7 protein-coding genes are annotated in these 9,706 nt (G+C 34.3%); 2 read left to right on the forward strand and 5 right to left on the reverse strand.

The window, feature by feature from the left end; genetic code table 11:
* The first annotated feature begins 195 nt into the window (after positions 1–195).
* The gene (locus KQI69_RS01740; protein ID WP_216563560.1) at positions 196–2,838 is read left to right on the forward strand and encodes an ATP-binding protein; all 2,643 of its coding nucleotides are present in this window, start codon (positions 196–198) and stop codon (positions 2,836–2,838) included.
* 243 nt (positions 2,839–3,081) lie between these two features.
* Here KQI69_RS01740 and KQI69_RS01745 read toward each other — a convergent pair whose 3' ends face one another.
* The 3 genes from KQI69_RS01745 to KQI69_RS01755 form a co-directional block, all read right to left on the reverse strand.
* Entirely contained in the window at positions 3,082–3,846 is a 765-nt protein-coding gene (locus KQI69_RS01745) for an RDD family protein (RefSeq protein ID WP_253288950.1), read from the reverse strand.
* A complete protein-coding gene (sppA, locus tag KQI69_RS01750) occupies positions 3,836–4,855 on the reverse strand; it encodes a signal peptide peptidase SppA (RefSeq protein ID WP_216563561.1) in 1,020 nt (339 codons plus the stop codon). Before sppA ends, KQI69_RS01745 begins: the two co-directional genes overlap by 11 nt.
* A gap of 247 nt (positions 4,856–5,102) precedes the next feature.
* Positions 5,103–7,565: a glycogen/starch/alpha-glucan phosphorylase gene (locus tag KQI69_RS01755; RefSeq protein WP_216563562.1), complete on the reverse strand. Its 2,463-nt coding sequence runs from the start codon at positions 7,563–7,565 to the stop codon at positions 5,103–5,105.
* Between the two features lie 236 nt (positions 7,566–7,801).
* On the opposite strand from KQI69_RS01755, the gene KQI69_RS01760 reads away from it, so the two are divergent.
* Entirely contained in the window at positions 7,802–8,239 is a 438-nt protein-coding gene (locus KQI69_RS01760; RefSeq protein ID WP_216563563.1) for a protease complex subunit PrcB family protein, read from the forward strand.
* Here KQI69_RS01760 and KQI69_RS01765 read toward each other — a convergent pair.
* Complete coding sequence (locus KQI69_RS01765; RefSeq protein ID WP_216563564.1) at positions 8,232–9,257, reverse strand: DUF6382 domain-containing protein; 1,026 nt, start codon at positions 9,255–9,257, stop codon at positions 8,232–8,234. The two genes, KQI69_RS01760 and KQI69_RS01765, sit on opposite strands and share 8 nt — an antisense overlap.
* Positions 9,258–9,259: 2 nt before the next feature.
* Entirely contained in the window at positions 9,260–9,652 is a 393-nt protein-coding gene (locus tag KQI69_RS01770; RefSeq protein ID WP_216563565.1) for a TadE/TadG family type IV pilus assembly protein, read from the reverse strand.
* Positions 9,653–9,706 lie beyond the last annotated feature (54 nt).

Here is a 9,706-nt window from a genome sequence, read left to right on the forward strand (position 1 = left end):
ATCCGCAAACCTGACACCAGCAGTCAGGCTATGCACTAAGAACTAAATTTTACAAGATTTCAGCCTCCGCAAATCATTGACTTTACTCTATTTAATGTTAAAATGGTTGTATAATGCTACTTTTAAGCTGATACAGCACAAGCTTAATAATAAACAATATTCTTATTTGCAATGAACTGAGGGAGAACCAATTTTATGAACACACATATAAAAAGTGAGCGCGAGTATTCCAAAAATAATGATTTTCAACTCATTTATGATGCTATAATGAATGAATTGATCAAATTAGAACAACTGTCACCAAATGAAATCCAAACTTCCATTATAGAAACAATACTTACAAAGCTTTGCGATTGCACAAACAGCAGTGCCGCTTTTATATTTGAACTGGTAAACAAGAATACATACGAATTAAAATTTAAACACTCACAGAATGATGCATCCTTGTTAAAGACACACCCTATTATGTTTTCCACCAAAGAAGTCGATAACTGGCACAAAAGACTGTTAAATCATGAGTTTATCATTGTCCCTGATATAAACTTACCAGATGACGGTATGACTAATGAATATAAAAAGCTTCTGCATTATAATGTAAATTCAGTCGCTGCATTTCCTATCTCATATGCTGGTAATCTGCTTGGATATATAAGACTTGATAATCTTTTAGTTCCTGTATCACCTGCACATTTAAGACTCATGCAGACAGTAAGCATGCATCTTGGATGCATATGGGAAAATATTGACAAGGATTTTCTACTTATGCAGCGCCAGCATATAATTAACGAAAATAAGTCCGAACTTGAAAGAGAAAAACAATTTCTTGATGTACTCTGTCAGGATTATACCTCTGTATTTTATGCTGACTTACTTTCCCAGACTGCAATACCTTTGAAGATCGATACTATAGCAAATGCTGCCACATTTATCTCTCCTAAAAGCTCTCAGGCACTTGATTACACACAAACAATACAGTTATATCTTAAAAATTATGTTGCACCGGAAAGCATTGATTTTTTCAAAAAAACAATGGATATTGAAAATCTAAAGAAAGAACTGGGACATAAACAGCGATTTGCTTTCAGATACAGGAGTATACCAAATCTTTTAAGACAACAGTATTTTGAAACACTTATTATAAAAATGCCTGAATCTGATGATAACAATTATAAGATTCTGTTAGGTTTCAGACATATTGACGATATAGTTGCACTTGAACAGAAAAAACAATTTGAACTTGAACAGGCGTTAACGGAAGCTAACCTTAAAAATGAAGTTATATCTGCTTTAAGCCAGATATATTATGCAATATTTCTTATAGACCTTGAAAAAGACCAATACAAAGAAATATCAGGAGAAGGTGGTACACACCGCCTCGCTGGAAAGAGTGGATGTGCCTCCTATGAGATGAACAAACTGTGCAATGAATTTATAGTACTTGAATACCAGGAAAGGCTTAGACAATTCTTTGATATTTCAACACTTGCTGAGCGTCTGAAAAATGAGGAAACTATAGCAACCGAATATCTTACCACAGACAACAACTGGCACACCGCAAGATTTATAGTAAGACGGCGAAATTCAGATAATGTGGTTACGGATGTGTTATATGTTACACAGATAATAAGTGCAAGCAAACGCCGTGAACAAAGCTGGATAACAATAGCAGAAGAAGCTAACAAAGCTAATGTAGCAAAAACAGAGTTCATATCACAGATAGCACATGATATACGGACACCAATGAATGCTATCATGGGTTTTACTGAAATTACATCAAAGCATATAAATGATCCTGAAAAAGTGAAATACGGACTTGATAAAATAAAACTTTCAGGAAACTTTTTACTTGAACTTGTAAATGAAGTCCTTGATATTTCAAAAATCGAAAATGGACAAATGAAAATCAATCCTAGAGAAGTAAATATCTCTGAGCTTTTTGATGAATTTCCTCCGTCACTCGAACAGATGAAATTTGGAAAAGACCTTAATATAAAATGCATAAAACATGATATTGCCTACACTGAATTATTTGCAGATCCGCTGCGCATAAAACAGATATACACAAATATTTTATCTAATGCAGTAAAATATACTCCTGACGGTGGAGATATTACTTTTGAACTGTACCAGAAAACGATACCTAACAGCAAAAATGTATTCCTTATCGCTAAAATAAGTGATACCGGAATAGGTATGTCCAAAGAATATATTGAAAATATGTATTCTAAATTTACAAGAGAAACAGATTCAAGAATAAATAAAGTTCAGGGATATGGACTCGGTCTGTCGATAGTAAAATATCTTACAGACATAATGAATGGCCGTATTGATGTTGAAAGCGAACTCGGAAAAGGCTCAACTTTTACAGTAACTTTGGAAATTCCATATCTTAAAGAACGCTCAAGAATCGCCCCTGAAGCATTGACGATAGATGATTACTCAAAAATCTGTTCAGGAATGCATCTGCTTATAGCAGAAGATAATGAATTAAATTTTGAAGTTATATCCGAACTTTTAAAAATGCACAATATAACCTGTGAGCACGCCGCTGACGGTTCAATATGCGTCGAGATGTTAAAATCTGCCAGCCGCCATACTTATGATGCCATACTCATGGATATGCAGATGCCCGTTATGAACGGACTTTACGCAACAACTGCAATAAGAAACCTTGATAGTTCAGAAGCACACAGTATTCCTATTATCGCAATGACAGCAAATGCTTTCAAGGAAGATATTGAGAAATGCCTTAATGCAGGAATGAATAAATATCTATCAAAACCTGTGGATATCTTCAAACTTTTAAAAGTATTATCAGAATTCAGAAATAATAACTAACCTAACTGAAAATAATGGATACTTATTGGCCAAAGGACAAGAATATAGCAGAAAGCAAAAAATATAAAATGGAGTTGTCACATTAACGGAAATCGATACAGAACACAGGATAGTTACTATTAAACATCCTTATTTTGTAGTCAAGCGGATATTAGCAATCCGCTCTGCTACTTCCTTGATAGTGTTAAATTTCCTTTTTATGACAACTCCATTTTTATTTTAATTTTCAATCATGAAATCTATTTACTTTAAATCGTCATTTAATGTTGATTTCTCATCCGTTTTGTCACTATCCGCGAAATATCCACTTGGCATATTTTGTGGCTGAACCGTTTTCATCTGTGGCTTTTCGATATCTGTCATTATAGCTTCTGATATCTCCTCATTTGTATCAACATTTTGTGACTGCTGTTTTCTGATTTCACTTTTTTCGTATGGATTGATGTTCTGTGACTGCCCTGCGCTTTTTTCATATGGATTGTGTGGCTGCGAACCCTGCACATTTGAATCAACCATATTTCTGTAATGTACATCTGCATGCGTATACACCTTTTTTTCATGGTAATATACAACATTTGTATCACTCAATATGTCATGCAGTCCTCTTTTTTTCTTATCAATGGCAATCATTATATATCCAATGGAAAGTATAAGTGCAGATAAAAATCTTCCTACTGTTTCCCTGAATGTTACTTCAAAAAATGTCATTTTCCTATCCTCAGCACTTACTACCCTTATCTGAAAAAGTTTTTTTCCTAGTGTTGAACCCGTAAAATATGTCAACAGAATAAAATATGCCACCTGCATCAGGTAAAATAATATATCTTTGATTGAATATTGAAATATAAAATCTTTTACCAAAAAATTATCGGGGCTTGCAACAGTAGTAATCCAAACCGGAATCCTGACTATCAACATAGCTGCCCAAACAATTATAATATCGACTATATACGCTGCAAGACGAACGAAAAATCCTGCATATATGCGATTATCCGGTCTATTTTGCATAATATTTAAGCACCCCATTTCCATTGTTCTCGACAATATCCTCAGCAAGATCAATATCTGACTTAGGAACAATGTCTTTTACAGCACCAAATAAACTGCTAAACATTCCTGATAGTGAATTGTTTTCCGGCGTATAATAAGTTATATCCTCTGAAAATCCGGCTTCTTTTGCAAAGGCCTTCTTCTCATCCTCAAAAGAACCAACTTCATCAACAAGATTTATTTCTTTTGCCTGCTTTGCTGAATAAATACGGCCATCAGCAATTTCTTTTACTTTGTCAGTATCCATATTTCTTCCTTCGGCCACAATACCAACAAATTGATCATAAGCTTCATCTACAAGCGATTGAAGAATATCTCTCTGTTCCTTCGTAAGATCAAGTCCCTGAGAACCCATTGCTTTATTTTTTCCACTTGTTATATCAATTTCTTTTATACCAAGTTTATCATAAAGTTTTTTACAATTTGTAAGTGAAACTATTACACCAATAGAACCGGTCCAACAGTTTCTATTTGCATAAATCTTATCCGCTGCCATAGAAATATAATATCCGCCTGAGCATGCCTGTGATGCAAAATATGCCCATATAGGTCTTTTAGTCTTTTCTTTGTACTCCATAAGTTTCAGATACATTTCATCACTCTCATAAACAGCTCCTCCAGGACTGTCAACAAAAAGTAGTATTCCTTTGTTTTTATCAGATTTTTCCATCTTTTCAATATACTTTAAGTACAAGTCATGATTATAAGTATTACTTGATGTAAGACTATTAGATGAAGATGCACCGATTTCCCCCTCAATGTTTATGACACCTATAAAATCTTTCTCAGGCAAATCAATACTTGCCCCAACATCAGAAGAAAGCATTTCCTTTACTATACTGCTTGTTTCTGCTTTGTTTTTCTGCATAAGTTTTGAACCTAATACATTTGATGCAACACCTGTGATTCCAACCGCTATTACAACAACCCCTGTAACCACGATGCTGATAATCTGTTTTGTTTTCATAACTTTTTCCTTTCCCTACTAATCCCTGCTGTATGCACTTTTACGCATTATTGTATGCAACATGGTTAATTTTACCACAACAAAGCATTTCGGTCAAAAAAACAAATATAAGCCTCCTTTTTACACTAATTATCTTTACAATAAAAAAACTCCCCCGCATGCTGCTTCTCACAGTCAAAACGGGGAAGTTTCCTGTATCTATACTCTGCAATTAGTACAACGAAAATTAAAGCTTTAATACAATACACTAGTCTGCATCCGTAACCTCAACCTTAACTTTATTAAGATGCCAGATTTCTTTTGCATACTCTTCGATAGTTCTATCTGATGAGAATTTACCGCTCTTTGCTGTATTTAACATAGCCGCACGAGCCCACTTCTTTTCATCCCTGTATGCTTCCTCAACTCTTTCCTGAGCCTCTGCATATGATCTGAAATCTTTAAGAATGAAGTACATATCAGGTCTGCCGCCCTGTCCGTCAAGAAGCGAGTTGTAAATATCCCTGAACTCTTCAAAGTTGCCCTGTGAATATGTTCCGTCTACAAGCTGTGTAAGTACGGCACGGATATCTGAATCTGAATTGTAGATATCTCTTGGATTGTACTGTCCATTATGCTCGTATGCGATTACTTCATCTGATGAAAGACCAAAGATAAACGCATTCTCCTTACCGACTTCGTCAACTATCTCAACATTTGCACCGTCCATTGTGCCAAGTGTAAGTGCACCATTTAACATAAACTTCATATTTCCTGTTCCTGATGCTTCTTTACTTGCTGTTGAAATCTGTTCTGAAACATCTGCTGCCGCAAATATTATCTCAGCATTTGAAACTCTGTAGTTCTCAATAAATACAACCTTAATCTTTCCATTGATAGATGCATCATTATTGATAACATCTCCAACACTATTGATAAGTTTAATGATTGATTTTGCTCTCTTATATCCTGCTGATGCCTTTGCACCGAATATAAATGTTCTAGGATAGAATTCCATTCCCGGATTCTGTTTTAATTTATTGTAAAGATACATTACATGAAGAATATTTAAAAGCTGACGCTTATACTCATGTAAACGCTTTACCTGTACATCAAAGATAGAACGAGGATCAACTTCGATTCCGTTGTGCTCTTTGATATATTTTGCAAGTCTTACTTTGTTCTTGTATTTGATGTTCATAAACTCTTTCTGGCTGCGCTCATCATCAACATAAACTGAAAGCTCATTTATATGTTTAAGGTCTGTAATCCATTCATCACCAATCTTATCAGTAACCCACTGTGCAAGTAATGGATTTCCATGAAGTAAAAATCTTCTCTGTGTGATACCATTTGTCTTGTTGTTGAACTTCTCAGGCATCATCTCATAGAAATCTTTAAGTTCCTGATGTTTAAGAATCTCTGTATGGAGTTTTGCAACACCATTAACTGAAAATCCTGCTGCGATTGCAAGATGTGCCATCTTAACCTGTCCGTCATAAATGATAGCCATCTTCTCAACCTTGCTGTTGTCATCAGGATATGCAGCCTGAATCTTAAGAACGAATCTTCTGTTGATTTCCTCGATAATCTGATAAATCCTTGGAAGAAGTCTTGAGAAAAGTTCCAAAGGCCATTTTTCAAGTGCTTCTGACATGATTGTATGGTTTGTGTAAGCACATGACTTTGTAGTAATATCCCATGCCTCGTCCCATGAGAGATTGTACTCATCCATAAGTATACGCATAAGTTCCGCAACAGTAACTGTAGGATGTGTATCATTTAACTGGAATACAACTTTCTCATGAATCTTATGGATATCATCATGCTTTTCCATATACTTCTTAACTGCACGCTGAATACTTGCAGATACAAAGAAATACTGCTGTTTTAATCTGAGCTCTTTACCTGCCATATGATTATCATTTGGATAAAGTACCTCACAGATAGTTCTTGCAAGATTCTCCTGCTCTACAGCTTTCTGATAATCACCCTTGTCAAATGAATCAAGATTAAATGTGTCGATAGGCTCAGCATCCCATATTCTCAATGTATTTACAACATTGTTGTTGTAACCTACGATTGGAAGATCATATGGCACGGCCCTTACTGACTGATAATTTTCCTGAACAAACTTATCTCTTCCACACTCATCTTTACGGATAGTAACATAACCGCCAAATTTAACTTCAACAGCATACTCAGGTCTCTTAATTTCAAATGGATTTCCATATTTGAGCCAATCATCAGGTTTCTCAATCTGATAACCGTTTTCAATAACCTGCTTAAACATTCCATACTTATAACGAATTCCACATCCATATGCCGGATAACCAAGTGTTGACAATGAATCAAGGAAACATGCTGCAAGTCTTCCAAGACCACCATTTCCAAGTGCTGCATCAGGTTCCTGATCTTCTATAACATCAAGATCCATGCCAAGTTCCTCAATTGCCTCCTTAATCGCCTGATTTCCTTTTAAGTTAATGATGATATTTCCTAGAGCTCTACCTGTAAGGAACTCCATAGATAAATAATAAACTGTTTTGACATCCTGTTCCTCATAAGTTCTGTGTGTAGCCATCCACTGATCTACTATAAAATCTTTAACTGCATATGCTACAGCCTGAAATTTCTGCTGGTCATCAGCCTCACTTATGGATTTTCTGAATAAAACTTTTAAATAATCCTCAACTTCCTTTTTGAACTCTACCTTATTCAATTCCTTCATACTTTTTATTATCCTCCTGCTATTGCAACCGACTATATCTAACAGTTACTATTATAAACCACACACCCTTAAAAATCAATGAATCTCCTAACACTGTAGGATATTTATTCCCTACATTTTTTTCAATAAATATCACTTTCTTCTTTGTAATTAACTACTCAAATTCCTTAAAAACATACATAAACACCTGTTTTTATTCATATTTATTAAATGATAAATAAAACTGAGGCAGCCTTATGTTTAATCGAAAAAAAACCTCATTTCACCGAATTCAAATTGTCATATTTACCATTATAGTAACGATTTCCACTCTATTTTGTTTAAATGGCTGTGCCAAAACCGATGATTATCCCAAAACAAAAGATATAGACTATACCGTTGTAACCGGAAACGAAATTCCAAAAGAGCTGCGTAAAATGATAAAAGAACGCAAAGATTCCGCCTTTCAGCTAAGTTTCTCATGTAACGGCGAATTGTATATCGTCAAAGGATATGGCAAGCAGCTTTCTCCTGAATTTAGCATAACTGTCAATGAACTTTATCTCTCTGACAAATATATCGTGTTTGATACTGAACTGTATGGACCAAAAAAAGAAACAAAGTCCAAATCGAAAAGCTATCCATACATTGTTGTAAAAACAGAATATATTAACAAATCAATCGTCTTTAAGTAACAACAAAACATATATCCGCAAATGTAATCTCATCATGCACCCTGCATCTTGTTTTTACATTTGTGGCAATTCTTTCTCCATTTACAAAAGTACCATTAAGCGAACCTCTATCCGTAACATACAAAAAATTTTCATCTGCTTCAAGTATAGCATGACTTCTGCTTATGTAATTTTGTGGAAACATAACTTCATTTTCAGAACTGCGCCCTATATGAACAATATCTTTTGCACCGCATCCAAATGATATAGATTTTTTTACATTTATCATATGTGGAACAAATTCTTTAATAAAAATATTTTTTGTGTTTCTCTTTACAAGACAAAAACATTCACCTGTATCATAATCAGATATTTTGTCCATATTCTGTTCCGTATCTTTATATCTAATCTCAGAACTATCGTCACTTTCAGCTTCTATAACATTGCTGCTGCCACTCACTCTATTTTTCTCATCAGTATCTAAAATGCCTTGTTCATTCAGAAAATTCTCCATGTCACTCACATGAAAATTATTTTCTGACACGATATCGTATATGCCATAAATAAATTCAACGCACTTTCTATCCTCGTGGTCTGATATTTTCATAAATTCTTCCGTCAGACTTTTAAGCTGCTTCCTGAATGAGCTGTTCATTCCTGGCAAAACACAAAATTCAAGTTCCCTGCATTTTCGATTTCCAAATATCAGATCTTTTCTGAATAAAATTGAATCGGCTGATATAAGATATTTTTCACATCTTTTCATCGTTTTTATAAATGCCTGATATAATCCATACAACAGATCATATGTCATTTCCTGCCCCTTCATAATATCAGAAACTACCGTCTTATCAGTAGTATCATAATAAAGATAAAGTCTGTTGTCCTCATACCTGAAATCACATGAAAGTATACCTGAAATATTGTTATTCTGAAGCATTTTCACCTCAACTGACTCTTCATAAATACAATCAATTTCAAATACAATATAAGAACCTGAAACGCCATCTTTTCTTTTATATTCTATTTTACTTTCCATCGTCAGTCCTCATTTCTTTGCCTGTACCTAATCATAATATCCGGTTTAACCTTCAAATACTTTGTCTTAATGCAAATTTTCTTCGTCCTTTTCATAAAATAATGTACAACAGGAATTTCAAATTTTGAAACAGCACTAACTTCTGCCTTTATATATATCTTCCCAACATCACATTTTATATCTGTAATTTTAAGTATTCTCAAATTTTGTGAAACATCCTTTTTATTTATCTTTTCTTCACATATTAAACTGCACCTAAGATTTTCCTGCAGTATCACCCTGTCATGCAAAAAAAATAACATATATATCATTGCAAAAATAATTCCCAGTATCATCGGAACAATAAATGCTGCCTCGACCGTATAATTTGCAGAAATCCTGTATCTCTTATTCATATTAATCCTCATTTCTGCACATGTTTTTTGTGCATATCAAGTTTGTGTCAAGTG

Origin of the sequence: Eubacterium sp. MSJ-13 (assembly GCF_018918235.1) — a bacterium.
Lineage (GTDB): Bacteria > Bacillota > Clostridia > Lachnospirales > Lachnospiraceae > Butyribacter.